The 24406-nt window shown below is 42.0% G+C and carries 21 protein-coding genes; 6 read left to right on the plus strand and 15 right to left on the minus strand.

Annotated features, from left to right (window positions below):
* Position 1 precedes the first annotated feature (1 nt).
* From folP to CBI42_RS01380, 3 genes are all read right to left on the minus strand, one after another.
* Complete coding sequence (folP, locus tag CBI42_RS01370) at positions 2-976, minus strand: dihydropteroate synthase (RefSeq protein ID WP_179211343.1); 975 nt, start codon at positions 974-976, stop codon at positions 2-4.
* Positions 977-1069: 93 nt separating this feature from the next.
* Positions 1070-1777 (minus strand): CPBP family intramembrane glutamic endopeptidase, encoded by a 708-nt coding sequence (locus CBI42_RS01375; protein WP_070480149.1) that lies wholly within the window; start codon positions 1775-1777, stop codon positions 1070-1072.
* Positions 1778-1829: 52 nt separating this feature from the next.
* Positions 1830-3248 (minus strand): NCS2 family permease, encoded by a 1419-nt coding sequence (locus CBI42_RS01380; RefSeq protein WP_094753051.1) that lies wholly within the window; start codon positions 3246-3248, stop codon positions 1830-1832.
* A 189-nt stretch (positions 3249-3437) separates the two neighbouring features.
* On the opposite strand from CBI42_RS01380, the gene CBI42_RS01385 reads away from it, so the two are divergent.
* From CBI42_RS01385 to CBI42_RS01405, 5 genes are all read left to right on the plus strand, one after another.
* A complete protein-coding gene (locus CBI42_RS01385) occupies positions 3438-4250 on the plus strand; it encodes a Cof-type HAD-IIB family hydrolase (RefSeq protein WP_094753052.1) in 813 nt (270 codons plus the stop codon).
* Between the two features lie 224 nt (positions 4251-4474).
* Complete coding sequence (gene adhP / locus CBI42_RS01390) at positions 4475-5494, plus strand: alcohol dehydrogenase AdhP (protein ID WP_000649186.1); 1020 nt, start codon at positions 4475-4477, stop codon at positions 5492-5494.
* Between the two features lie 244 nt (positions 5495-5738).
* On the plus strand, positions 5739-6728 hold the full coding sequence (locus CBI42_RS01395) for a PTS sugar transporter subunit IIB (protein WP_004258131.1): 990 nt from the start codon (positions 5739-5741) through the stop codon (positions 6726-6728).
* Positions 6729-6753: 25 nt separating this feature from the next.
* Positions 6754-7557, plus strand: coding sequence for a PTS mannose/fructose/sorbose transporter subunit IIC (locus CBI42_RS01400; protein WP_094753053.1), 804 nt, complete (start codon positions 6754-6756; stop codon positions 7555-7557).
* A gap of 23 nt (positions 7558-7580) precedes the next feature.
* Positions 7581-8492 (plus strand): PTS system mannose/fructose/sorbose family transporter subunit IID, encoded by a 912-nt coding sequence (locus tag CBI42_RS01405; protein WP_033676082.1) that lies wholly within the window; start codon positions 7581-7583, stop codon positions 8490-8492.
* 55 nt (positions 8493-8547) lie between these two features.
* On the opposite strand, the gene pepC is transcribed toward CBI42_RS01405, so the two are convergent.
* The 9 genes from pepC to tgt form a co-directional block, all read right to left on the minus strand.
* A complete protein-coding gene (pepC, locus tag CBI42_RS01410) occupies positions 8548-9882 on the minus strand; it encodes an aminopeptidase C (RefSeq protein ID WP_094753054.1) in 1335 nt (444 codons plus the stop codon).
* Positions 9883-9993: 111 nt separating this feature from the next.
* Entirely contained in the window at positions 9994-10716 is a 723-nt protein-coding gene (locus CBI42_RS01420; protein ID WP_094753055.1) for a pseudouridine synthase, read from the minus strand.
* A gap of 232 nt (positions 10717-10948) precedes the next feature.
* On the minus strand, positions 10949-11179 hold the full coding sequence (locus CBI42_RS01425; protein ID WP_094753056.1) for a GlsB/YeaQ/YmgE family stress response membrane protein: 231 nt from the start codon (positions 11177-11179) through the stop codon (positions 10949-10951).
* A 9-nt stretch (positions 11180-11188) separates the two neighbouring features.
* Positions 11189-12430, minus strand: a complete 1242-nt coding sequence (locus CBI42_RS01430) for an aminopeptidase (RefSeq protein WP_094753057.1) — start codon at positions 12428-12430, stop codon at positions 11189-11191.
* Positions 12431-12451: 21 nt separating this feature from the next.
* Positions 12452-12604 carry a hypothetical protein gene (locus CBI42_RS01435; protein WP_000776626.1) on the minus strand — a complete coding sequence of 51 codons (153 nt, stop codon included), beginning with the start codon at positions 12602-12604 and terminating at the stop codon, positions 12452-12454.
* Positions 12605-12627: 23 nt separating this feature from the next.
* A complete protein-coding gene (locus tag CBI42_RS01440) occupies positions 12628-17019 on the minus strand; it encodes a PolC-type DNA polymerase III (RefSeq protein ID WP_094753058.1) in 4392 nt (1463 codons plus the stop codon).
* A gap of 347 nt (positions 17020-17366) precedes the next feature.
* Positions 17367-18518, minus strand: a complete 1152-nt coding sequence (gene nagA, locus CBI42_RS01445; RefSeq protein ID WP_001134550.1) for an N-acetylglucosamine-6-phosphate deacetylase — start codon at positions 18516-18518, stop codon at positions 17367-17369.
* Between the two features lie 151 nt (positions 18519-18669).
* On the minus strand, positions 18670-20487 hold the full coding sequence (locus tag CBI42_RS01450) for an acyltransferase family protein (RefSeq protein WP_094753059.1): 1818 nt from the start codon (positions 20485-20487) through the stop codon (positions 18670-18672).
* A 100-nt stretch (positions 20488-20587) separates the two neighbouring features.
* On the minus strand, positions 20588-21730 hold the full coding sequence (gene tgt, locus CBI42_RS01455) for a tRNA guanosine(34) transglycosylase Tgt (protein WP_001285237.1): 1143 nt from the start codon (positions 21728-21730) through the stop codon (positions 20588-20590).
* Between the two features lie 116 nt (positions 21731-21846).
* Here tgt and CBI42_RS01460 point away from each other — a divergent pair, with 116 nt between their 5' ends.
* The gene (locus CBI42_RS01460; RefSeq protein ID WP_094753060.1) at positions 21847-22704 is read left to right on the plus strand and encodes a DUF975 family protein; all 858 of its coding nucleotides are present in this window, start codon (positions 21847-21849) and stop codon (positions 22702-22704) included.
* 25 nt (positions 22705-22729) lie between these two features.
* On the opposite strand, the gene pcp is transcribed toward CBI42_RS01460, so the two are convergent.
* From pcp to CBI42_RS01475, 3 genes are all read right to left on the minus strand, one after another.
* Positions 22730-23374, minus strand: coding sequence for a pyroglutamyl-peptidase I (pcp, locus tag CBI42_RS01465; RefSeq protein WP_094753061.1), 645 nt, complete (start codon positions 23372-23374; stop codon positions 22730-22732).
* A gap of 111 nt (positions 23375-23485) precedes the next feature.
* Complete coding sequence (locus tag CBI42_RS01470) at positions 23486-23848, minus strand: DUF1304 domain-containing protein (RefSeq protein ID WP_061864477.1); 363 nt, start codon at positions 23846-23848, stop codon at positions 23486-23488.
* A 10-nt stretch (positions 23849-23858) separates the two neighbouring features.
* Positions 23859-24284 carry a MarR family winged helix-turn-helix transcriptional regulator gene (locus tag CBI42_RS01475; RefSeq protein WP_179211344.1) on the minus strand — a complete coding sequence of 142 codons (426 nt, stop codon included), beginning with the start codon at positions 24282-24284 and terminating at the stop codon, positions 23859-23861.
* Positions 24285-24406 lie beyond the last annotated feature (122 nt).

Genomic DNA, 24406 nt, shown 5'->3' on the forward strand with positions numbered 1-24406 from the left:
CTTATTTGTATTGTTTTAAATCTAGATTTTCCGCTTCATCAGCCAGACGAATAGCGGAGGCAATTTCAACTGCCATCTTGTGACTAGCTACGTCATGCACGCGCACCACTTCTACACCCTGTCTTGAAGCAATACTAGTTACATGAGCCGAAGCTGTATCTCGATTGCGGAAACCAAGTTCTGTCTCAGGATTGACTTCAAAACCATTTTCTTCAAGAATATTGATGACAAACCGCTTGCGCGACACTCCGAGAAAGATTGGATAGCCTTTCTGATGTAGTTTATCCAGATCCCGTAAAAGAAGTAGATTTTCTTTCTTGGTAAGACCAAAGCCAATTCCTGGATCCAGCAGGATGTTTTCTTGAGCAATCCCAGCTTCCTCTGCTCTCGCTAAGGCTCTGTCAAAGAAAGCCTCCATCAAGTCTTCGATTGGCAATTTTTCGAAGTCAGCTAACTCTTCCTCTGTAAAAGCTTGATTAAATCCAAAATGAGGAAATATGAGCGAGCTAGGATGCTGAGGTCGCGCCATGACTGGATTAAACATAATGACTACTTTCGCACCAGCCTTAGCAACCACATGGGCCATTTTCTCATCACCCATGAAACCAGTGATATCATTGACTAGATTGGCACCAGCAGCCAAAGCAGCCTCTGCTACCTGACTCTTCCAAGTATCAATAGAGATGAGGACATCACTTTCCTTGCGAATCGCTTTAATCACTGGAACAACACGCTGGATTTCCTCTTCTATCTCAACATAGCTGCTTCCCGGCCGAGTCGATTCTCCGCCGATATCTAGCATGCTGGCTCCTTCTGCTATCAATTTACGAGCCTGCTGGAGTGCCTGCTCAAGAGCAAAAAATTGACCACCGTCCGAAAAGGAGTCTGGGGTTACATTGATAATTCCGCAAATAGCTGTCTTTGCATGATTGGCTTTACTTGACATATCGGTCACTCCCTCAAGGCTTTTCACCATATTATTTCTCTATTTTACCATAAAAAGAAAAAGATGGACACGATTGCATTCATCTTTTTCCCAGTAGAAACAAGTAAGCAATTGTCAAAAATCTTAAACAGAAATCCCTAATGTCCGACTCAAAATCACCACGAGAGCCAACAAACAGAAAGCAACCCCATTCACAATCATGTGAAGTAAGATAGACATTTCCAAACGTTGGGTCTTGTAAGCCGTCCAAGATAGAACTGTCGACATACCTCCATAAATCAATAAAGAAGGTAAATTACTTGGTTGATGCAATAAAGCAAACACAATCGTACCGACTACAAATCCCAAGTTCTCCTTTCCTCGGAAAATCTTTTTAGGAACAATCCCACGGCACAAGATTTCCTCACAAATCGGAGCAAGCAAAGCCAGCAAGAAGAAACTGGAAATCAGAGAACTATTCTGAACCATATCGTTAATCTGAGACTGGTTACTTGTTGTCGTCTCATTTGACAGTTGTAACAAGATAGAACCAAGTATATTTGACCCGATAATAACTAAATAACTCAAGCCCAAACGTGCCAAATCCTTCGCTCTAAAAAAAGAAAAATTAAAACTTGCTAACTGCGTTTTACGAGCTCCAATAATAAATAGTGCCAGAACTACAATCGAAATACCAGCAACTATCAGTCCTGACTGCAACAGTGGTACTGCATTTAAAGTTAAAATAGCAGTAACCCCTATAGGAATCTGATATAAAATTGTCGCCAGCAAAAAGATTAACAACCAACCTACACGATTCAATAATTCTTTCCACATATTTTTCTCTTTCATCACCTATCTCCTTTGTATTAAAAAAGGGGAAAAATCCCCCTGGGTAATCCTATTATAAGGCCATGCTAATATAGTTAAGGATAAATAAGGCATCCAAAATCCAAATCATGACATGAACATCTTTAGCTTGACCTTTGACAAGCTTAGTCAAAGTGTAAGTCAAGAAACCAACTGCAATCCCTTGAGTGATAGAGTAGCTGAATCCCATAAAGATAGATGTGAAGAAAGCAGGAACCGCTTCAGCCATATCGTCCCAATGGATATTTTTCAAGCTACCAAGCATCATAATTCCAACAATAATCAAGATTGGAGCTGTAGCAGATGAAGGTACGATAGCTAACAGTGGGCTAAAGAAGCTTGAGATCGCAAAACAAATTGCCACGACCAAGGCTGTCAAACCAGTACGTCCACCTGCACCGATACCAGCAGCAGACTCAACATAAGTCGTTACGTTCGAAGTACCAGCGATGGCACCAATTGAAGTACCAATCAAGTCAGAGTAAAGAGCCTTGTCCAACTTAGCTGATTGGTGGTTTTCACCATTTGTCGCTACGATACCAACTTTTTCACCTGTACCGATCAAGGTACCAATCGTGTCAAAAATATCTGTCAATGAGAAGGCTAGAATGGCCATCAGAGTTTCAGGCAAGCGAGCTGTATCTGAAATCAAAGCTCCCAAACCTTCTGAACCAAGAGCTGCACCAAAAACTATCTTCAAATCTTCAAAGGCTGCACCAACATGGTTATTAGCAAAATCGATACTAGATAAATCCACCAAACCAACTGCGATAGCAAGAACAGTTGTTGTCAAGATAGAGAGGATAATTCCCCCTTTAATTCCTTTGATAACAAAGAAGATTGTGATAGCAAGTCCTGCAAGAGCCACCAAAACAGCTGGATTATTAAAGTCAACTAATCCTGGAACCGCTGAAGAGTTCGCTGCAATCGTTGCTTTAGCTTTGTCAGCCCCTTCTCCTACAACAGTATAGTTACCTGGATCAATCGTAAATTTCAAAAGTCCAGCATTCTTAATCCCTACATAGGCAAGGAAGACACCGATACCGGCTGAAATAGCTGAGCGAAGGGCATTTGGAATCGATTCAATGATCATTTTACGAACATTTGTCAAGGTAATAATCAATGAAATAATCCCACAGATGAAGACCATAGCTAGGGCTTGTTGCCAAGAATAACCAAGTCCAAATACGACTGTAAAGGTAAAGAAGGCATTTAGTCCCATACCTGGTGCTTGGGCATAAGGTAAGTTAGCGTAAAAAGCCATCATCAAGGTACCCGCTACTGCACCAATAATCGTCGCTAGGAAGACACCCTGAGCAGGCATCCCTGTTTGTGAAAGCATTTGTGGGTTTACAAAGAGAATATAGCTCATTGCAAAGAAAGTTGTTAAACCAGCGAGAACCTCTGTACGAACGTCTGTACCGTTCTCTTTTAGTTTAAATAGTTTGTCCATTATCAATCTCCTTTTAATTTTTACGAACAATAATAGAATTATATCATTTATCATTCACTTTTTCAATATCTTTGTTTGATTTATTTAAGAAACTGATCCAATTTCATTTTTTGTTTGGAATCTGCTTTTCTGCCTGCTTTCTGTTATAATAGTAGACATCTTATCTGAAAAGACACTAGAAAGGTCCCTATGACGAAAAAAATTATTGCAGTTGACCTGGATGGAACCCTACTCAACTCAGACAGTCAAATTTCTGACTTTACCAAAAAAACCATCAAAAAAATTACTGAAAAAGGCCATCAGGTTATTATTACGACAGGTCGCCCTTACCGTATGTCAAAAGATTTTTACCGTGAACTGGGCTTAGACACTCCTATGATTAACTTCAACGGCTCCCTCACTCATTTACCAGACCAAGTTTGGAACTTTGAAAAGTGTTTAACCGTAGACAAAAAATATCTGCTAGATATGGTTCAACGTTCAGAGGACATTCAAGCCGATTTTATCGCTGGAGAATACCGTAAAAAATTCTACATTACAAATCCTAATGAAGAAATTGCCAATCCCAAACTATTTGGTGTGGAAGCTTTCCAGCCTGAAGATCAATTTCAGCCTGAGTTGGTAACCAAGGATCCTAACTGTATCTTGTTACAGACCAGAGCTAGTGACAAGTATGCCTTGGCAAAAGAAATGAATGCCTTCTACCAGCATCAACTGTCTATCAATACCTGGGGAGGTCCGCTCAATATCCTTGAGTGTACTCCAAAAGGAGTCAACAAAGCCTTTGCTTTGGACTACTTGCTCAAGGTAATGAACCGCGACAAAAAAGATTTGATTGCTTTTGGAGATGAACACAATGATACCGAAATGCTCGCTTTTGCTGGGAAGGGCTATGCCATGAAAAATGCCAACCCAGAGCTACTCCCCTATGCGGATGAGCAAATCGCCCTGACCAATGATCAAGACGGGGTTGCCAAAACCCTGCAAGACTTATTCTTATAGTCCATACTGACCAGCTTGCGAGCTGGTCTTTGTGTTCTTTTCACAGTCTCATCAACCAGTTAATCGATTGTTCTATTTTTTACCTCCAAAACCTTGGAAAAGGCTTTCTTTTGTGATATACTTCACATATAAATACAAGAGAGCTCGTCACACTCGACTCTGTTGACACATAATCAATCCAGTCCTGTTGTCCCTGTTCTCGGCCAATATCAAGGAGGATAGCTATGAAAGCTGTTGTTGTAAATCCAGAAAGCACTGGTGTTGCTGTTGAAGAAAAAGTACTCCGTCCACTTGAAACTGGGGAAGCACTTGTAGAGATTGAATACTGTGGTGTTTGCCACACTGACCTCCACGTTGCCCATGGTGACTTTGGTCAAGTACCAGGACGTGTCCTAGGACACGAAGGTGTTGGTATCGTTAAAGAAATCGCTCCTGATGTTAAAAGTCTTAAAGTCGGCGACCGCGTCAGCGTTGCTTGGTTCTTTGAAGGATGTGGCACTTGCGAATACTGTACAACTGGTCGCGAAACCCTTTGCCGTACAGTAAAAAATGCTGGTTACTCAGTAGATGGTGGTATGGCGGAACAATGTATCGTAACTGCAGACTATGCTGTCAAAGTTCCTGACGGACTTGATCCAGCCCAAGCTTCTTCTATCACATGTGCTGGTGTAACAACCTATAAAGCTATTAAGGAAGCAAAAGTTGAACCAGGCCAATGGGTTGTTCTTTACGGTGCTGGTGGACTTGGTAACCTAGCTGTTCAATATGCTAAAAAAGTATTCAATGCTCATGTCATTGCGGTTGATATCAACAATGACAAACTTGCCCTTGCAAAAGAAGTAGGTGCTGACATTGTTATTAACGGCCTAGAAGTCGAAGATGTGCCAGGACTCATCAAGGAAAAAACTGATGGAGGTGCCCACTCAGCTGTCGTAACTGCTGTATCTAAAGTTGCCTTCAATCAGGCTGTTGACTCAGTTCGTGCTGGTGGACGCGTAGTTGCTGTTGGTCTCCCTTCTGAAATGATGGAACTCAGTATCGTCAAAACCGTTCTAGATGGAATCCAAGTCATCGGTTCTCTTGTTGGAACCCGTAAAGACTTGGAAGAAGCCTTCCAATTCGGTGCAGAAGGTTTGGTAGTCCCAGTTGTCCAAAAACGTCCAGTCGAAGATGCCGTAGCCATTTTCGACGAAATGGAAAAAGGTCAAATTCAAGGACGTATGGTACTCGACTTCACCCACTAATCTAATAGAAACCTATTTTAAAAGTTGGAATACGCTTCCAACTTTTTTATATTAAATTTTAATATCAAAAATTACTATGTCTTCTTGAAGTCTTATTATATCAATATTATTAAATACACTATTTAAATGTTTTCTTGAATATTTTATATCAAATAGTTGCTTTTTATATGAAAACGGTTTATACTTATCTAGTCTTAAAGTTTTCTTAAACGAAAACTAAAACAAAAAAGGAGGAATGACAATAATGAGTATCGGAATCATTATTGCGAGCCACGGCGAATTTGCTGCGGGTATTCATCAGTCAGGATCTATGATCTTTGGTGAACAAGAAAAGGTTCAAGTTGTAACCTTTATGCCAAATGAAGGTCCTGATGATCTATACGCTAAGTTTAATAACGCTGTTGCTGCATTTGACGCAGAAGATGAGGTTCTAGTTTTGGCTGACCTTTGGAGTGGATCTCCATTTAACCAAGCTAGCCGCGTGATGGGAGAAAATCCTGAGCGTAAGTTTGCCATCATCACAGGACTTAACTTACCGATGTTAATTCAAGCCTACACAGAGCGCCTCATGGACGCTGCTGCAGGTGTAGAAAAAGTCGCTGCTAATATCATTAAAGAAGCCAAAGATGGCATCAAAGCTCTTCCAGAAGAGCTAAACCCAGTTGAGGAAGTAGCAAGCGCTGCAGCTGCTCCAGTTGCCCAAGCTGCTATTCCAGAAGGAACTGTCATCGGAGACGGTAAACTCAAAATCAACCTTGCCCGTCTAGACACTCGTTTACTTCACGGTCAAGTTGCAACTGCTTGGACTCCAGATTCAAAAGCAGACCGTATCATCGTTGCTTCAGATAACGTAGCTAAAGACGAATTACGTAAAGAATTGATTAAACAAGCAGCTCCAGGTAAAGTGAAAGCAAACGTTGTTCCTATCCAAAAACTAATCGACGTTGCAAAAGACCCTCGCTTCGGAGGAACACATGCCCTTATCTTGTTTGAAACACCTCAAGATGCCCTTCGTGCTATCGAAGGTGGCGTGCCAATCAAAACTCTTAATGTTGGATCAATGGCTCACTCAACTGGTAAAACAATGGTTAACAACGTTTTGTCTATGGATAAAGAAGACGTTGCTACATTTGAAAAAATGCGTGACCTTGGTGTTGAATTTGATGTACGTAAAGTACCAAACGACACCAAAAAAGATTTGTTTGACTTGATCAACAAAGCAAACGTGCAATAATCGATTTTATGAAAGGATTTTAAAGATGTCTATTATTTCTATGGTTTTAGTAGTCGTTGTAGCCTTCCTAGCAGGTCTTGAAGGTATCCTCGACCAGTTCCAATTCCATCAACCAATCGTAGCTTGTACCCTTATCGGTCTTGTTACTGGTAACCTTGAAGCAGGGATCATCCTTGGTGGTTCTCTTCAAATGATCGCCCTTGGTTGGGCTAACATCGGAGCTGCCGTAGCTCCTGACGCTGCTCTTGCTTCTGTTGCTGCTGCCATTATCATGGTTCTTGGTGGCGACTTTACTAAGACAGGTATCGGTGTTGCCCAAGCAGTTGCTATCCCTCTTGCAGTTGCTGGTCTATTCTTGACTATGATTGTCCGTACACTCTCTGTCGGATTGGTTCACACTGCTGATGCTTCTGCTAAAAAAGGTGACTTCAAAGCAGTTGAACGTGCTCACTTTGTCGCACTTCTTCTTCAAGGTCTTCGTATTGCAGTCCCTGCAGCACTCCTTCTAATGGTACCAACTGAAACCGTACAAAGCATTCTAAATGCTATGCCTGATTGGCTTAAAGATGGTATGGCTATCGGTGGTGGTATGGTCGTTGCCGTTGGTTACGCTATGGTTATCAACATGATGGCAACTCGTGAAGTATGGCCATTCTTCGCTATCGGTTTCGTGCTTGCTGCCGTGTCAGATATTACTCTAATCGGATTTGGTGCTATCGGTGTTGCTATCGCTCTTATCTACCTTCACCTTTCTAAAACTGGTGGAAATGGTGGCGGAGGAACCGCAACTTCTAACGACCCAATCGGCGATATCCTAGAAGACTACTAAGATAAGAAAGGACTGAAAACATCATGACTGAAAAACTTCAATTAACTAAATCAGATCGTAAAAAAGTTTGGTGGCGTTCAACTTTCTTACAAGGTTCTTGGAACTATGAACGTATGCAAAACTTGGGTTGGGCTTACTCATTAATTCCAGCTCTTAAAAAACTCTACACTAAAAAAGAAGATCAAATCGCTGCTCTTGAACGCCATCTTGAGTTCTTCAACACTCACCCATACGTAGCCGCTCCAATCATGGGGGTTACTCTTGCACTTGAAGAAGAACGTGCTAACGGTGTTGAAATTGATGACGCTGCTATCCAAGGGGTTAAAATCGGTATGATGGGACCTCTTGCTGGTATCGGTGACCCAGTATTCTGGTTTACAGTACGCCCAATCCTTGGATCACTCGGTGCTTCACTTGCCCTTACTGGTAATATCTTAGGTCCAATCCTCTTCTTCGTTCTTTGGAACTTGATTCGTATGTCATTCTTGTGGTATACACAAGAGATTGGATACAAGGCTGGATCAGAAATCACTAAAGATATGTCTGGCGGTATCCTTCAAGACATCACTAAAGGAGCTTCTATCCTTGGTATGTTCATTCTTGCTGTCCTTGTTCAACGTTGGGTAAATATTAAATTTGCTTTCGATGTTGCCAAAGTTCAACTAGATGAAAAGGCTTATATCCATTGGGATAAATTGCCAGAAGGATCTAAAGGTATCCAAGAAGCATTCGCACAAGTAGGACAAGGATTGTCTCAAACACCTGAAAAAGTTACTACTTTCCAACAAAACTTGGATATGTTGATCCCTGGACTATCAGGACTACTCCTTACTTTCCTTTGCATGTACTTGCTTAAGAAAAAAGTATCTCCAATCACTATTATCCTTGCACTCTTCGCAGTGGGTATTGTGGCACATGTTCTTCACATCATGTAATCAAGCAACTTAAAAGGAATCAGGTTCTAAAATCTGATTCCTTTTTTCTATACTTTTATTCGGCCAAGGCACCCATTGGATCCCATGGTGCGAGTACAATTGGTTCTGATTCATAGGCAGCTTGTTCTTCTGCTGTCAGCAATTCCTTACGGACAACGATTTGGTAAGTGTATTCGTCCATCCAAGCGTCTGAGGCAACAAAGTACCCATCGGTACCAACCTTGTCTCCCCATGAGTTTTCAACCTTCCACTTGGTTGACTTCCCATTTTCATCCAAATCAACACCTGTCAAGACCATGGCGTGGGTCATCAAACTTTCGCTGTAATCCAAACGTCCAGCCTTGTCTTGAGTGAGTTTAATGTCCATGCTTGATTCAAAGTCATAAACATCTGTCGCAAGGATTCCAGCTTTGCGGTTGCTGAGCTGACCAACATCTGAACCAAACCAAACAGTCTCACCTGCTTGCATTTGAGCAATTGCCAACTCTTTCAAGCGCTCCATCGGCACGTTGATGTAACGAACCGCACGGCTACCAACTACATTTCCCAACATCTCAACTGTGTAAGATTGGCCGTAAGGCTTGTCAGCAGTTGGAGCATTGATAACAGAAACATAATCTTCTAGAGGAAGATTGACATATTTCTTGTAAAACTCTTGTGGCGTGATTCCCTTTTCACTTTGGTAGTTGTTATCTTTATCGCGATAAGCAAAGTCAAATTTACGTGGTGGAAGACCCAATGACATAGCAAGGAAGTTAAAGATTTCTTGCAAGAGGTCTTCTTTCTTAGCTTGAACAGTCGCTTGGTCTGCGCCAGAAGCGAGTAAGTCACGCAAGATTTGAGCATCTTGACGAAGCAATTTGTTGAGAATGGCATTTAGCTCACGGCTGCTACTAGATGAAACAGACTCAGGGTAAACTGACTTAGGCACGACACCGTATTTCTCAAAGAGAGAAACGACCATATCCCATTGACCGCCATCTTGTTGTGGAGTTTGAAGTAGGAATTTAACCTTACGGCTCGTCAAATCTTGGTCTGCAGTCGCAATGACTTGCTCCAAGAACCAGTTGGATTTCTCATACTTGTCCCAGAAGAATGTGTGGGCCTGTGATAACTCAAAATTTTCCAATTTATATTGTGAAATGAGTTTGTGGCGGAAGGTATTGAGAGCTGCAAACATCCAGCAACGACCAGATGCTTTCTGGTTAGTAACCTTGTCCTTGGTCAAATCCAATGAGAAAACAGGGGTGTTGTCTACATGGCTTTGGCGACGTTCTAGGGCTGCAAAAATTCCGTTGTGGCTAGCAGCATTTTCAATCGCTTGGTATTTTACATTTGCTTCATAATTGGCAAATAGTTTATCAGTAAATGATTCTTGAATCGCGTTCATAGATTCCTCCTTTTATTCTACAGTCTATTATAACTCTTTTCACAAAGGAAGCAACTGAAAAACATAAAAGGCAAGGACTTTCTCCCTCACCTTTTTCGAATATAAACCAAACTAAGCAATACTTGCAAGGAGAACTTCTAATTCTTCCTTGGTCAAGCGACGCCATTCTCCTCGTTGTAAGTTCTCATCTAAAATCAGAGTTCCCATGGTCAAACGCTGTAGGTCCACTACTTCCTTGCCACAGTAAGCCACCATACGCTTGACCTGATGAAACTTCCCTTCTGCAATAGTCACACGGATTTGGCTCTGATTCTTTTCTGAATCTACCGACACAAGATCCAGTCTAGCAGGCTGACAGGTAAAGTCTTTGAGAGGAATGCCCTTGGCGAATGTATCCACATCTTCTTGGGTCATAATTCCCTTGACTTGCGCCAGATAGATCTTATCCACATGACGCTTTGGCGAAAGAAGAGCATGGGCAAGCTGACCATCATTGGTCAAGAGCAGGAGTCCATGCGTGTCAATATCCAAGCGTCCTACTGGGAAAACTTCCTTGCTCCGAGCAATATCATCCAACAAGTCCAGAACGGTTCTGTGCTTAGGATCTTCAGTCGCTGAAATAACTCCTTGGGGCTTGTTCATCATGTAGTAGACAAATTCTTCATACTCCAACACTTGCCCATCAAAGCGAATCTCATCTCTTTCTTCATCAATCTGCAATTTAGCTGATTTTTCTTTTTTATCATTTACCGTCACGCGCCCAGCCTTGAGCAAGTTTTTGACCTCAGTCCGACTTCCCACAGCGCAGGCAACTAAAAATTTATCTAATCTCATGGAACTATTATATCATACTCAAAAGGAGGCTGGTACAATGACCAACCTCCTTTTCGTTTCATACTCTTCAAAAATCTCTTCAAACCGCGTCAACGTCCATCTGCAACCTCAAAACAGTGTTTTGAGCTGACTTCGTCAGTTCTATCTACAACCGCAAAGCAGTGCTTTGAGCAGCCTGCGGCTAGTTTCCTAGTTTACTCTTTGATTTTCATTGAGTATCAGATTTAAGAAATTAACTTCCTCGTCTCCAGAAAATCGCTAAGACAATCATGGCACCTAAAATCGCTGGGATAATTGCTGTTCCTGATAAAACTGGCCCCCACGTTCCAAAGAGCAAGTGCCCCAGAAAGGCACCAATCCAACCGAGAAACATTTTCCCAAAGCATCCCATACGTTCTCCACGATTGGTCAAAGTACCTGCTAAGAGTCCCACTAGGAGACCAACAAACATACTTCCTATCATCTTGGCTCCTTAATTTGCCCAATCTCCGTTGCGGAAGAGAGGTACTCGTGTTCCATCCTCACGGATACCATCGATATCCATCTGATTAGAACCAATCATAAAGTCCACGTGAACATCTGAACGGTTAAGTCCCGCAGCTTCAAGCTCTTCTTCGCTCATCTCTGCTCCACCAACGACGCTAGTCGCATAGGCTGCACCGATAGCCAAGTGGTTTGAAGCATTCTCATCAAAAAGGGTGTTGAAGAAGGTAATGCCTGACTGAGAAATTGGGCTTGGATCTGGTACCAAGGCACATTCACCCAAGGCACGCGCACCCGCATTTTTAAAGACAAGATCCTTCATAACCTGATCACCCTTCTCAGCAGTAATATCTACGATTTGGCCATCTTTAAAGGTTACTTTAATGCCTTCGATGATATTTCCATTATAGCTAAGCGGTTTTGTAGAAGTGACATAACCATCTGCACGACGGAAGTCTGGCGCTGTGAAGACCTCTTCTGTCGGCATATTTGGCAAGAATCCTTCTCCCTGCGCATTGATAGCACCAGCTGATTCCCAAACGTGGTTCTTTGGCAAACCAAGTGTCAAATCTGTCCCTGGCGCTGTGTAGTGAAGAGCTGAAAATTGCTCTTTATTAAGCATATCAGCCTTGCTCTTCAAGATAGCTGCATGCTCTTCCCAAGCCTTAACAGGATCTTCTTCATAAACGCGGCAAGTTTTGAAAATTTGGTCCCAAAGGAGATCGACTGCTTCTTCGTCGCTCGCAGCATTTGGAAAGACTTTCTTAGCCCACTCAAGTCCAGCAGCGGCTGCTACAGTCCAGCTAACCTTGTTAGATTGAGTTGCGATACGCATTGGCTTCATGGCAAGTCCCATAGCTTTAGCAGAAGCTGAAAGCTTGTCAGCATCCACTCCGTTCAAGGCACCTGGATCAGATGAACGAACCCCAAGACGGCTAGCTTTGTTCTCTAAAAGATAGTTCATCTCAGCAATCTTGTATTCTGGCACATTGTCCAAACGCTCCATCGGCGCATGGAGGAATTTCTCACGGTTAATGACATCATCTGTCCACTGAACGATAACCTCATGCGCACCCAAGGCATAGGCTTCTTTGACGATTAGGTGAGCTAACTCACGTTGCTCCACATCGATAGAGAGAGCCAAGGTATGACCAGGTTGCACATTGATTCCGTTTGCAACCAATAATTTCGCATATTTTTCTAGATTTTCTTTAAAATTTGGTAAAACCATGTAATTTTCTCTTTTCTATTTTTATTTTTCTTTCAAAGCAGAGAATAATCCTGCTAGTGCAATAGCACCTGACAAGAGTGCTGTTGATAGAAGAATTGTCTGATCAGCAAGTTCTAATTGATATTCAAATACCTTCTCAGCCGGCTTATCTTCCGCAAAAATTCTTAGTTTCATAAAGATGTTCTCCGTTCTAATTCTTAAAACAACTCATCAAACAAACTCAACTGGTTATCCTCTGGCATATTGCCCAGAATCCCCATTTCATCCATCTTTTCAACCAAGGTTGATGAGAGCCCACCACGTTTGCGTAGTTCTGTTTTAGAGAGGAATTCTCCCTCTTCACGCGCTCGTACCAACTGCTTGGCAACATTCTCTCCCAGACCATCCATTGCTACAAATGGCGGAATGAGGGTATCCCCATCAATGAGGAACTCTGTCGCCTGACTACGGTAGAGGTCGAGTTTGCCAAACTTAAAACCACGTTCCCACATTTCATTGACAATCTCAAGAGTTGTATAGAGGTCAATTTCCACATTAGATGCTTCATTGTTCTTCCGTTTTTCAGCAATTTCTTCCATTCTACGCTTGATAGCATCTAAGCCCGCACCCATGGTCTTGATATCAAAAGCCTTAGCACGGATGGAGAAGTAAGCACAGTAATAATAAATGGGATGGTGAACCTTGAAGTAGGCCACACGCAAGGCCATCATAACGTAGGCTGCCGCATGGGCTTTAGGGAACATATACTTGATTTTCCCACAAGACTCGATATACCACTCTGGCACCTTGTTGGCCTTCATGGCTTCGATATAGCCATTTCGCTCCTCTTCGGAAATCTTCAACCATAAGCCCTTACGTACCCGTTCCATGATGGTAAAGGCCATCTTAGGTTCGAGACCAGCATGCATGAGGTAAACCATGATATCGTCCCGACAACCAATAACGGTTGATAGGTCAGCAATCCCTTGCTTAATCAAATCTTGGGCATTTCCCAACCACACATCGGTACCGTGGGACAGACCTGAGAGCTGAAGCAACTCCGCAAAAGTCGTCGGATGCGTCTCATCTACCATCCCACGTACAAAGTTGGTTCCAAATTCTGGAATCCCCAGCATGCCCGTCGGTGTTCCGATTTGTTCAGGAGTCACCCCTAGCACATCAGTCCCAGAGAAGAGGGCCATCACGCCTTCGTCATCCATAGGGATTTCATTAGGATCAATCCCAGACAAATCCTGCAATTTCCGAATCATGGTCGGATCATCATGTCCCAGTACATCAAGTTTGAGGACGTTCTCATCGATATCGTGGAAGTTAAAGTGAGTCGTTTGCCATTCAGCCGTCACATCATCCGCTGGATACTGGACAGGCGTAAAATCGTAAACATCCATGTAGTTAGGAATAACAACGATTCCCCCCGGGTGTTGTCCCGTAGTTCGCTTGACACCAGCCGCACCTTGGGCGAGGCGCTCCACCTCTGCATCACGATAAAACTTCCCGTAATCTCTCTCATAGCCCTTTACAAATCCATAGGCAGTCTTAGCAGCCACCGTACCAACCGTTCCTGCACGGAAGGCATATTCTTCACCAAAGATATCACGCACATCCAAGTGGGCGCTAGGCTGGTCTTCTCCCGAGAAGTTCAAGTCAATATCAGGAACCTTGTCTCCATCAAAACCAAGGAAGGTCTCGAACGGAATATCCTGGCCATTTTTACTGAGTTTGTGACCACATTTTGGACAGTCCTTATTGGGCATATCAAAACCGGAACCATAAGAACCATCGGTGATAAACTCGCTGTACTGACACTGACCACAGACATAGTGAGGAGAGAGAGGATTAACCTCCGTAATCCCAATCATAGTCGCAACGAAACTAGAACCAACAGATCCACGAGAACCAACCAAGTAGCCCCGTTCATTAGAGCGTTGCACCAGCATCTGCGAGGCCAGATAAATCACAGCAAATCCATTCCCCAGAATAGAAGTCAATTCTTTTTCAATCCGCAAATCAACAATATCTGGCAGCGGATTTCCATAAATCTCAAAAGCTTTCTTGTAGGTTAATTCAGCGACCGTTTCTTCAGCCTTATCGATAAACGGCGTGTACAAGTCACCCTTAACCACCTCAACCGGTTCAAAAATTTCTGCCAAAGCATTGGGATTTTCAATAACCAGTTTCCGAGCTAAATCTTCTCCCAAGAAGGCAAATTCATCCAACATCTCATTGGTAGTTCTAAAATGAGCTTTTGGCAGAGGAGCTGGTTGGGCATGTTCGCCGTGACCAATGGTACGGTTAATCATCGCTCCCTGACCCAAACTACGGACGATAATTTCACGGTAAATCTCTTCTTCCGGTTCGATATAATGGACATTTCCCGTAGCCAAAACTGGCTTGCCAAGGCGGTCTCCAACCTCTATTAAACTCTTGATAATAGTCTGGAGTTCATCCATATCCTTGACCTGCTCCTTAGCAATCAATGGCGCATAGATAGCAGGTGGCATAACCTCGATAAAGTCATAATACTTGGCCACCTCAACCGCCGCATCTACACCTTGGGAAACAACCGCGTCAAAAACTTCACCTTCAGAGCAAGCTGATCCTAAAATCAATCCCTCCCTATGGGCATCTAGAACCGTTCTCGGAATCCGCGGCACTCCTTCAAAGTACTTGGTATTAGACAAGGAAACCAGCTTAAAGATATTTTTTAGCCCTACTTGATTCTTGACATAAATGGTCGCATGCTTGATCCGAGCTTTTTTATAAGAATCTGGACTAATCAAATCAATATTAAGTCTAGCTAGATCGGTCACACCATGTTTTTCTGCTACCTCTTTGATAAAAATAAAGAGCAGACGACCAGTAGCTTCCGCATCGTAATTGGCCATGTGGTGATGTTCTAAGGCCACACCAAAACGCTTGGTCAAAGGCCCCAAACCATGACGTTTATACTCAGGATAGAGATTTCTAGCAAACTCCAGCGTATCAATAACTGGCTGACTAATCTTTAGCAGACCATGACGCTCATAGTTGGCATTCATAAATCCAACGTCAAAGGTCGCATTGTGGGCAACTAAGACCGTATCCTTGCAGAATTCTTGGAATTCTTGCAAAACTTGTTCCAGTGGTTTGGCATTTTTGACATGGTCATCTGTAATTCCAGTCAACTCAGTAGTAAAAGCTGACAAGGGATGTCCAGGATTGATAAATTCATCAAATTCAGCAATAACATTCCCCTTGTACATCTTAGAGGCCGCAACCTGAATCAAATCATTATAGATAGCTGAAAGCCCCGTCGTTTCCACGTCAAAGACCACGTAGGTCGCTTCCGACAAGTCCATCTCCACTTCGTTGTAGACGATAGGGACACGGTCCTCCACGATATTGGCTTCCATACCATAGATCAGCTGGATTCCCGCTTTCTTAGCCGCCTTATAGCCATGTGGGAAGGACTGGACATTCCCATGATCCGTGATGGCAACCGCCTTGTGTCCCCACTTAGCAGCTGTCGCAACGATTTCTTCTACCTCTGGCAAAGCATCCATTGTCGACATATTAGTATGAGCATGAAACTCAACCCGACGCTCACCTTCTGGCATCAAATCCTTCCGCTCATAGTGAACAACTTCCTGCACATCCTGTACGTTCATAGTCAAATCGCGTGTGAAGTTATTCATCTCCACATTCCCACGGACTCGGAGCCAAGAATTTTTCTTAATTAGATCAAATTTCTGAGCCTCTTCCTCATTCTTAACCCACTTTTGCATCGAAAAACTTGAAGTGTAGTCCGTCATTTTAAAGTTGATCAAAACACGCCCTGTTCTGGTCACTTTTTGCTCCACATCAAAAACAACCCCTTCAAATACCAAACGATTTTCTTCCGTCGTCACTTCGATCATAGGAGTAATCTCTGCCTTATCTAGCTTGGGTTTAGCTGCAGCTTTTTTGGCTTGAAAATCAAAGGCTGGTTTCTCTTCTGCTGGAGGAGGTGCCAGCTGTTCCAGTTGTTCCATCGCACGGAGCGTTTCCTCATTGGCCGCTTGAACAATCTGCTCATTTTCAGCATGAAAGGCCTCTTCCTGCTCTTGGGTCAGCACATCATTTTTCTCTACTTGACAAGTAAAAGTTGGAAAACCAAACTTTTCAAGTTGTTTGGCTAAATTAGGAAGATGATTCTTCTTAAAATGTTCCTTATCAATCGCCTCAGAACCCTCAATAAAGAGTTGATTTCCCTCAGCACGAACTTGCAGATTTTGATAAAGGGACTTAAAACCTTGACTAGCACATGGCCCTTCAGAAAAAGCCTCTTTATAGTAGGCCTGCAAGAGTTGGTTTGAAAATTCTTGAGATAGAGCCTTGATTTCGAAAACAGCTTTATTGCCTGTCTTAGAAAATTCCTCACTCAAACCCTTCTTTAATTCTAAAAAGATTTCAATCGGTAAAATATTAGAAAATACGAAATGAAACTCCCATACCTTACTAATTTTATGAACCACAACTCGCTCAATATCAGCCTGTGATAAAGCAGGAGCCTGTCTCATTTCAGCAGACATCCCCAGTTGATTCATCAAAATTTCAAAACTGTTTGACATTCATTTTCCTCACATTATTCTCCTACTATTTTACCATATTTAAAGGTATTTTCTAAAGACAAAAGGAAGCCACTTCAAGACAACAAAGAATTTTCTTATTTGTACTTTTACTACTCATTTAAGGAGATTTACCTATAGAAAAAGAATGAGTTTAAGGAAATTAAAAAATTTTCATAACAGTACTCCCCAAAAAAAGTTAGATAAATGATTTATCCAGAGAAGTTAGTTCTATTTTACACATAAAGAAAATACCCCAAAAGTTAGACAGAAAAAATCTAACTTTTGGGGTGCAGTTTCTCATTTATAAAACCTGAACAGAAAGTAAGCTCTAACTTCTGCCTTCTCTCTTATGCTTGATATCGTTTCACACCATCTAGATAGGTTGCTACCAATTCCAAATCTTTATCTAGTACGATAAAGTCAGCGTCGTAGCCTTCACGGATTTGGCCACAGACATCGTCAATATTAACAGATTTAGCTGGGTTAAGGCTGGCCATCATGACCGCTTCATGCGGATTCGCAATTCCCCATTCGACAACATTTCTCATACCATCTTTAAGTTTGAGGATAGAACCTGCCAAATTACCAGTAGATTTGAGACGTGCAGTTCCATTTGCTACTACAACAGGGAATTCTCCCAACATATAGTCACCGTCTTCAAGCCCACCAGCTGTCATACAGTCCGTAATAAGAGCGATGTTTTCTGTCCCCTTTTGCTTAAGTAAAATCTCACAAGCTTTTGGATCTACGTGATAACCATCACAGATCAATTCTGCGTAAGTATGTGGGAGCTCATACATAGCTCCTACCATACCTAGTTCGCGGTGTGTTAAACCACGCATCCCATTATAGGCATGTACCCATACACTAGCTCCAGCATCAACTGCCTTCTTAGCTTGTTCAAATGTCGCATCTGAGTGTCCAAGTGCAACTGTCACACCTTCACCTGTAATAGTACGTACAAAATCTTCCACTCCATCACGTTCTGGTGCAATAGCGATTTTATTTAGCATCCCTTTTGCAGCATCCTGCCAAGAATGAAACTCCTCAACACCCGGGTCTCTCATATAAGTTGGATTTTGTGCCCCCTTAAAAGTTTCTGTGAAATATGGACCTTCATAATAAATCCCACGAATCTTAGCACCTGTTGCTTCTTTATAATGGTTTCCAAGATTTTCAGTGACTGCAAGCAATTGCTCATAAGTGGCTGTTAAAGTTGTGGGCAAGAAACTGGTAACACCGGTACTAAGAAGTCCTTCACTCATAGTATGCAATGTACCTTCAATGTTGTTGTCCATCACATCTACACCTGCATATCCATGAATATGAGTATCCACAAGACCTGGTGCAATGCTATAACCAGTATAGTCAAGAACCTCTGCTCCTTCAGGAATTTGATCCACATGTTTCCCAAATTTGCCATCAACAAGTTCTAAGTACCCACCGCGACGAATGCCAAATGGATAGAAAAACTGATCCGCTTTAACGTAATTAGGCATAATAATGACCTCCTTAAAAGATTACTTTTGATATTTATTATGTCAATTACATTATAAACCTTTCTGATTCATTTGTAAATGGTATAGACCTGTTTTCTAGATATATTTTAAAAGAGCTGGATTTCTCCAGCTCTTCTCTTTTTAATACAAGTTATTTTGATTTAACCGGCTTGTCTTGAGCTGTTTGCAAGGCTGCAGCAATGGTATCTGCATACAATTTAGCTCCTGCTTCAATTTTACTATTGTCACTTCCAAAATGGACTTGGTCTGTCCCAGTCCAAATTTCTGGATGTTCCTTAGCAGCTTGATTCCAATCTGCTATCGTAATGTAAGGAGTTTTCTCTGCCAATTCTCTCATATAGGCAGCCGCCTTCTCAACGATTGCATAGGTCTCTTTTGTCTTATCCCCCTCATAAGGAGTCACCAAAACCATATGGTGGCCCTTAGGAAGATTTTTTACGATACTATCCCAATCTTCCTTGTAATTTTCAGGATTATTTACCCCAGTCGCAATGACCACCATCTTAGGTAAAAATTTATTCTGGCTATTGTTGAGCATGATTTCATTGGCAGTCTTGGTTGTTCTGCTGACCTGCGCGTTAATCTGTGCTCCAGGAAGGGCTGTCTGCAGGGCTGTATTTGCCCTTAAAGCCACCGAGTCACCAATTAACATAGTGCCATCAGCAATTCCTAAACTATCAGCTTCTGCCCGTTCTGTCATTACCTTGGTCTGGTTAATATTTGTTGCAGCTTGCTTCAAGCCATTGACAGTTAAGTCTGTCTCAAAAGCTCCCACTTGTGGTGCCAACAGAGTTACTAAGAAGACAATGAAGGCTAAAATTCCAGTACTTGCTGCAAGGATTATGTGAATATGAGGCAGGGGACGGAGGGTTTGTATAATAGGTGTGTCCTTTCCTGCAATCCAAGGTTCCAACACATAAAATGATAGACTGGCGAATCCATAAGAAAAAATCAAAGTTAATAACACAGCAAGAAGATTTGATGTCAACTGTGAAAAAATGATATAGAAAGGCCAATGGAAAAGATAAACCGCATAGCTAGTATCCGCTAAAAAGCTGATAATCTTTGGCTCCTGTATATGAGGAGTCTTTTCATGTAAGACACGCGCCGCCAGAATCATAGCAAGGGCTGCAAGGCTGGCAAGCAAGAAGCCCATAAGATAGGTAAAGAGATAGGTAAATTTGACAAAGAAGGTCAAAATGAGTAAGAATCCAAAACCTCCCCCAAAAACTAAAAGGGTCTTGCGTAAATCCCAGATTTTATCCAATTGCTTAACTAGGGAAGTCGTCTGACGAACGCCTACGATAGTTGCTAACACACTTCCCAAAAAGAATGGATAAACATGAGTTAAACTGGAGAAGTAAACAGAGGAATAAGAGGTTACTAGAAAACTACCAATAAACATGGAGAAGAAGCTGATCAAGAAGGCAGCAGCAGACAAGAGAAAGACCATCCCCCTCAACTGACCATTTGATTTAGCCTGTTTAGATAAGAACCAAACTGCCAATCCCCAGAGGATATAGTAGTGAACCTCAACAGCCAAGCTCCAATTATGAACAAACAAATGTGGAATGAACTGAGATTCATAACTCCCACCTGTTAGGAGCTCATAGAAGTTGGTCATGAAGCCTAAAACACCCGCAATCTGGCCCCCAATTCCAGCCACATAATCTTGGCGAACTAGAAAAGTAAAGGGCATGGTTACCAAGACCATCAAAACCACAGGTGGCACAATCCGATAAAAGCGTCTCCTAAAAAATCCTATCAAGTCAATCTCATGATTTTTAGAAAATTCTTCGATGAGTAGAGCCGTAATCAGGAAGCCTGAAAACGTGAAAAAGACATCTACCCCGAAAAATCCTCCAGGAAAGATCGTCTGAAAGAAATGATACAAGAGTACCAGTAGTAAACCTGTAATCCTAATCAAGGAAAACCATTTAATGCGCATACGAGTTTATTCTCCCTTTCATTATACACTTTATTCTATCAAAAAAAGAAGAAAAATCCCAAGAGAAAACTTAGGATTTTTAGCTTATATCAATTCCAGTTTAAAAATTACGGCCTGACTTATTATAGCCATATTTTTCAACAAAATACTCACGGAATTCCAAGAGATTGTCATCCATGATGGCTTGTCGCACTTGCTTCATCAGGTTAAGCAAGAAGTAAAGATTGTGGTAGCTAGTCAAGCGGATACCGAAGGTTTCATCAGCCTTGAGCAGGTGACGAAGATAAGCGCGTGTATAGTTCTTACATGTGTAGCAATCACACTCAGGATCCAACGGCGTAAAGTCCTCAGCAAACTGGGCATTTTTGACAACCAAACGCCCCTGACTAGTCATACAAGTCCCATTACGAGCGATACGAGTCGGCAAGACACAGTCAAACATATCCACCCCACGAATCACCCCATCAATCAAGCTATCTGGCGCTCCCACACCCATCAAATAGCGAGGTTTGTTTTCAGGCAACAATTGGGTTGTAAAGTCCAAGACCGCATTCATCTCTTCGTGGGTTTCTCCCACTGCTAAGCCACCGATAGAGTAGCCTGGGAAATCCATGCTGACAAGGTCATGAGCCGATTGGCGACGCAGGTCTTCAAATCCAGCCCCCTGCACAATTCCAAATAACCCTTGGTCATGTGGACGACGGTGAGCCTTCAAACCACGCTCAGCCCAACGGCTTGTACGCTCGATTGATTTCTTAACGTAGTCGTATGGTTGATAAAACTGAGGACATTCGTCAAAGGACATCATAATATCTGAGCCTAGATTGTTCTGAATAGAAATGGCTTTTTCTGGTGACAAGAACATCTTAGAGCCATTGAGATGGTTTTTAAAAGTTACCCCTTCTTCTGTGATATTTCGGCTATCTGCTAGAGAATAAACCTGGAAACCACCACTATCTGTCAAGATAGGCTGGTCCCAATTCATGAACTTGTGGAGACCACCTGCGCGAGCGATGAGTTCATCTCCAGGACGAAGCCAGAGATGATAGGTGTTTGACAGGATAATTCCCGAACCCATCTCCTTCAATTCTTCAGGCGACTGAGTTTTGACAGTGGCTTGTGTCCCAACTGGCATAAACATAGGTGTTGGGAAGGTGCCATGGGGAGTGATGATTTCCCCCAGGCGAGCTCCTGTGTGTTTTTCTTTCTTAATCAAACGATATTTGATTGGTGAATCTGACATTTTTTACCTCCGAAGCTGGGAAAGACAGTCCCAGTTCATACTTTGTGCCCAAGGGCATACTGTATGATTTTATCAAAAAAAGCTGGAACTGTCACGAACTATGGTATAATGAGAGAATGAAATACCCAAAAATTGATTTAAAAACCATTCGTCTGCAGGCCAGACAATTTCAGGCTGAAAATCCCCGACTCTTTCTCGTCTATCTCTTACCTAGCATGCTGGTCATTTTGTCTGGCTTCCTCAATCCCTTAGAGCGTATCAACGAGTCTATTTTAGAACAACCCTTTTTAAGCGTACTTAGTCATGTATTCCAAGCCTACCTTTTTCCACTATTAGTCTCCTTTATTGGAACAATACTTCTAACCAGTTCCGTCTATACAACGCTGAAACTCATCAAGAACTCAGATACAGAACTATCCGTCAAAAATAGTCTCACTCTCTTTAACGAAGAGCACTTTTCACAAACCTTTTTGACTCTCCTTCTCAAACGTTTCTATCTCTTCTTATGGAGCATTCCTAGTTTGCTTGGAATTTACTTCCTTTTTTACAGTAGCTTTCTTGCAAAGAAATTCGTTGCCCTTCATCCTGAGTTTCCCAATCTGGATCTTACGTCAATTGAAACCGAGCGTTTCCTCATGACATTTGGTCTCTACTTTCTAGCAAGTATCCTCTTGATGATTGTCGGAAATAGTCTCTATATTCCACAATACTATGCCTATTCACAGGTAGAATTTCTCCTCTGTGATACTCTAGATTTAGGACAAGCCAAACCAGGGCAAATCCTTAAGACCAGCCGTTTCTTAATGAAAGGTTACAAATTTCAGCGCTTTGTCCTAGACTTACAACTCCTTCCTTGGTATTTCCTCAATTGGATTACCTTTGGGATTGCTAGTTTCTCACTCCTACCCTACATTCAAATCAATAAAATAATTTTTTACCGAGCAGTACTGGCTCGAAAACGTCCAAAAGCTTGAAGGTGGCCCCTCAAGCTTTTTTCTATCAATGAGTTTCTCCACCTACCAACTTGAGGTCCTCATCTCCATGTTCGATAATGGCTCCGATTGCCGCTTCTATCCCTCGCCTAATATCCACTAAACTCATAGCTGGAGTAGTCGGTCTATTCACCACCTGTTCCATCATATAAGGAATATGCATAAACCCTGCCTTAACATGTGGAAATTTCTTTTCTACCAAATAGAGGGCCTGATACATCAAATGATTGCAGACAAAAGTCCCTGCCGTATTGGAAACAGAGGCCGGCAAGCCCTCTTTTTTTATAGCTTGAACCATCGCTTTAATCGGCAGACTGCTAAAGTAGGCCGAAGCACCATCTGGGCGAATGGGAAGGTCAATCGGTTGATTGCCTTCATTATCTGGTATGCGTGCATCGTCCTGATTAATGGCCACTCGTTCAGGCGTCAAGCTAGTTCTTCCACCCGCTTGCCCGATACAAAGGACAAAGTCAGGTTGATAACGGTTCATCTCTTCTTCCAATACATGAACCGATTTGTGAAAGACTGTCGGCACTTCTAGCCAACGAACCTCAGCACCATGGATTTCAGCTGGTAAACCTTTAACAGCCTCCAAAGCTGGATTGACCTTTTCCCCTCCAAAGGGCTCAAAACCTGTCACTAATACTTTCATTTCTAACTCCTCAAAACCAATTCAATGAGACTTTTTCTTAAAAACAAGTATAACATATTTCCCTTATTCTGGAGTGAAAAGGACTAGCGAGACTTTGATAGACCTTTGAGCTTATTTAAAGAGGAAAATACTAATCAAGGCCAAAATAGCTGGTCCACCTTGCTTCAAAATAATTTTCTTATCTGCTGTCAGAGAGCCATAAGCCGCAGCCCCAATCACAAATAAAACAAAAATAGTCACAATTTCTAAATTCTGTGAGAAATAAATTCCATACAAGAGAAAGACTCCTAGCAGAGCGTTATAAATCCCTTGATTTTTAAACAGTGAACTTACAGACGGACGAGCTAGTTCTTCCTTTTCCATGTTAAAGACTCGACTGGTTGCATCTGATTGCGTTGCAATACTTTCCAAATAAAAAATGTAAAAATGCTCCAAAGCAACGATCGTTGCTAGAATGATTGTCATAATTGACATATTTTTCTCCTTAAATCTCTATATTCTCAATACCCAAAACCAATTTATTTAATAAACGGCTGAGTTCTGTTCTCTCAGAATCTGTTAAGATACTTTCCATCGCCTCCTTAACCTTGATATGCGTCAGAGGGGGATTCACCACTAACTGCTCCTTGGCATACTTCGTAGCCTCTACCAACACTTCCCGCTGATTTTCAGAATTGCGATGACGCTCGACCAAACCTTCCTTTTCTAAAATCTTAAAATGCCGGGTTAAAGCAGCTTGATCAATTTTCAAACGCTCCTGAACTGCTATTTGATTACAAGGGGAATGCTTCAGCAAAAATAATAAAATCTGATACCGTGTCAAACTAATCCCAAGCTTTTTTTCAAACAATTGCGTGCTCGCTTGCTCAGACAAGCGGAGTTGATAAAGTAAATCTTGAATCTCTATCATTTTTTCTTTCCTTTTATTGATTTATCAATAATTGACTAATCAATTATAATACAAAGTAAAATAGATTGCAAGAATGTTGCTTAAGGCATTGTAAGATTGTAATTTTCCATTCAAATTGACAA

This window comes from Streptococcus sp. KR, from assembly GCF_002238115.1.
Classification (GTDB): Bacteria; Bacillota; Bacilli; order Lactobacillales; family Streptococcaceae; genus Streptococcus.

Excerpts from the sequence above, each read along its gene's own strand:
- CBI42_RS01475 (WP_179211344.1), bottom strand. The coding sequence starts at position 24,284 with ATGATAGAGATTCAAGATTTACTTTATCAACTCCGCTTGTCTGAGCAA.
- pcp (WP_094753061.1), bottom strand. The coding sequence starts at position 23,374 with ATGAAAGTATTAGTGACAGGTTTTGAGCCCTTTGGAGGGGAAAAGGTC.
- CBI42_RS01400 (WP_094753053.1), top strand. The coding sequence starts at position 6,754 with ATGTCTATTATTTCTATGGTTTTAGTAGTCGTTGTAGCCTTCCTAGCA.
- CBI42_RS01405 (WP_033676082.1), top strand. The coding sequence starts at position 7,581 with ATGACTGAAAAACTTCAATTAACTAAATCAGATCGTAAAAAAGTTTGG.
- CBI42_RS01380 (WP_094753051.1), bottom strand. The coding sequence starts at position 3,248 with ATGGACAAACTATTTAAACTAAAAGAGAACGGTACAGACGTTCGTACA.
- CBI42_RS01435 (WP_000776626.1), bottom strand. The coding sequence starts at position 12,604 with ATGAAACTAAGAATTTTTGCGGAAGATAAGCCGGCTGAGAAGGTATTT.
- adhP (WP_000649186.1), top strand. The coding sequence starts at position 4,475 with ATGAAAGCTGTTGTTGTAAATCCAGAAAGCACTGGTGTTGCTGTTGAA.
- CBI42_RS01440 (WP_094753058.1), bottom strand. The coding sequence starts at position 17,019 with ATGTCAAACAGTTTTGAAATTTTGATGAATCAACTGGGGATGTCTGCT.
- pepC (WP_094753054.1), bottom strand. The coding sequence starts at position 9,882 with ATGAACGCGATTCAAGAATCATTTACTGATAAACTATTTGCCAATTAT.
- CBI42_RS01395 (WP_004258131.1), top strand. The coding sequence starts at position 5,739 with ATGAGTATCGGAATCATTATTGCGAGCCACGGCGAATTTGCTGCGGGT.
- CBI42_RS01460 (WP_094753060.1), top strand. The coding sequence starts at position 21,847 with ATGAAATACCCAAAAATTGATTTAAAAACCATTCGTCTGCAGGCCAGA.
- CBI42_RS01470 (WP_061864477.1), bottom strand. The coding sequence starts at position 23,848 with ATGTCAATTATGACAATCATTCTAGCAACGATCGTTGCTTTGGAGCAT.
- CBI42_RS01425 (WP_094753056.1), bottom strand. The coding sequence starts at position 11,179 with ATGATAGGAAGTATGTTTGTTGGTCTCCTAGTGGGACTCTTAGCAGGT.
- nagA (WP_001134550.1), bottom strand. The coding sequence starts at position 18,518 with ATGCCTAATTACGTTAAAGCGGATCAGTTTTTCTATCCATTTGGCATT.
- tgt (WP_001285237.1), bottom strand. The coding sequence starts at position 21,730 with ATGTCAGATTCACCAATCAAATATCGTTTGATTAAGAAAGAAAAACAC.
- CBI42_RS01420 (WP_094753055.1), bottom strand. The coding sequence starts at position 10,716 with ATGAGATTAGATAAATTTTTAGTTGCCTGCGCTGTGGGAAGTCGGACT.
- CBI42_RS01385 (WP_094753052.1), top strand. The coding sequence starts at position 3,438 with ATGACGAAAAAAATTATTGCAGTTGACCTGGATGGAACCCTACTCAAC.
- CBI42_RS01450 (WP_094753059.1), bottom strand. The coding sequence starts at position 20,487 with ATGCGCATTAAATGGTTTTCCTTGATTAGGATTACAGGTTTACTACTG.
- CBI42_RS01430 (WP_094753057.1), bottom strand. The coding sequence starts at position 12,430 with ATGGTTTTACCAAATTTTAAAGAAAATCTAGAAAAATATGCGAAATTA.
- folP (WP_179211343.1), bottom strand. The coding sequence starts at position 976 with ATGGTGAAAAGCCTTGAGGGAGTGACCGATATGTCAAGTAAAGCCAAT.
- CBI42_RS01375 (WP_070480149.1), bottom strand. The coding sequence starts at position 1,777 with ATGAAAGAGAAAAATATGTGGAAAGAATTATTGAATCGTGTAGGTTGG.